Genomic DNA, 1,038 nt, shown 5'->3' with positions numbered 1-1,038 from the left:
CCGCCTGCCTGCGGCGCCCCTCCCACACACGAACGCCGCCCCGGCCGGGTGTCGAGCACCTGGCCGGGGCGGCGTACCTGAGCGGGCGGGGGTCAGCGACGGCGGCCTCGGCGGCCCTTGCCGTCACCGCCGTCACGCTCGTCGTACGGGCCGAGCAGCTCGTCGGCGAGGCTGGGCAGGTCGTCCATCGGAGTCTCCTCCGCCCAGTCGGGGCGACGACGGCCGTCCCTGGCACCGTCCTCCGAGCCGACCTGCGGGAGCTCGCGGGTGACGTCGGCGTCGCGCGGGATCTCCCGGGTGGCGTCCGGGTCCGGCTGCTCGATCCGGGGCAGCACCGCCGTCTCGTCGGCCGGCCGGGCCACCTGGGGGATCTCCATCGTCGCGTCGTTCTCGGCGACCCGCGGGATCACCCTGGTCTCCTCCTGCGGGGAGACCACCGGCGTCGGCACGGTCAGCGCCTCGTCGTCCGGCGCCTTCGACATGCTCACGCGGTCCTGCGGGCCCCGGCCGTCCTCGCGGGCCTCGTCACGGGACGGGGCCTGCGCGGGCTCGGGGGCCTTGGACATCTGCACCGCCTGCGAGGTCTTGGCGGCCTCGGCGGCCGTCGCCGCGGCCTCCGCGAGGCGGCGCGCCTCCTCGGCGCGCAGCAGCGCCTCCTCGGCCTGCCGCTGCTTCTCCATCCGCCGGGCCTCGGCCTCGGCGCGAAGCCGTGCCTGCTCCGCCTCGCGGTTGCGGCGCTCGACCTCCTCCTCGCGGCGGCGGGCCTCCTCGGCGGCCCGGGCCTCCTCCTCGGCGAGCAGCCTGGCGCGCTCCTCCTCGGCCTTGCGGCGGGCCTCGGCCTCCCGGCGGCGGGCCTCCTCCGCCTGCCGCTCGGCCTCACGGCGGCGCGCCTCCTCCAGCTCGCGGCGCTGGCGCTCCTCCTCCTCGGCACGCAGGCGGGCGAGCTCCTCCTGGCGCTCCCGCTCCAGGCGCTCCTCCTCGGCCTTGCGGGCGGCCTCCTCCTCGGCCCTGCGCCGCGCCTCCTCCTCGGCCCTGCGG

1 pseudogene is annotated in these 1,038 nt (G+C 78.5%); it reads right to left on the bottom strand.

The features are described 5' to 3' along the window. Positions 1-92 precede the first annotated feature (92 nt). Positions 93-1,038, bottom strand: a pseudogene (locus ACOV8S_RS28770) (dTMP kinase); the annotation flags it as partial.

The sequence above is a fragment of the Streptomyces sp. CO7 genome, assembly GCF_053474865.1.
The sequence above is the reverse complement of the archived record's forward strand: the minus strand, read 5'-3'. Positions and strand labels throughout refer to the sequence as shown.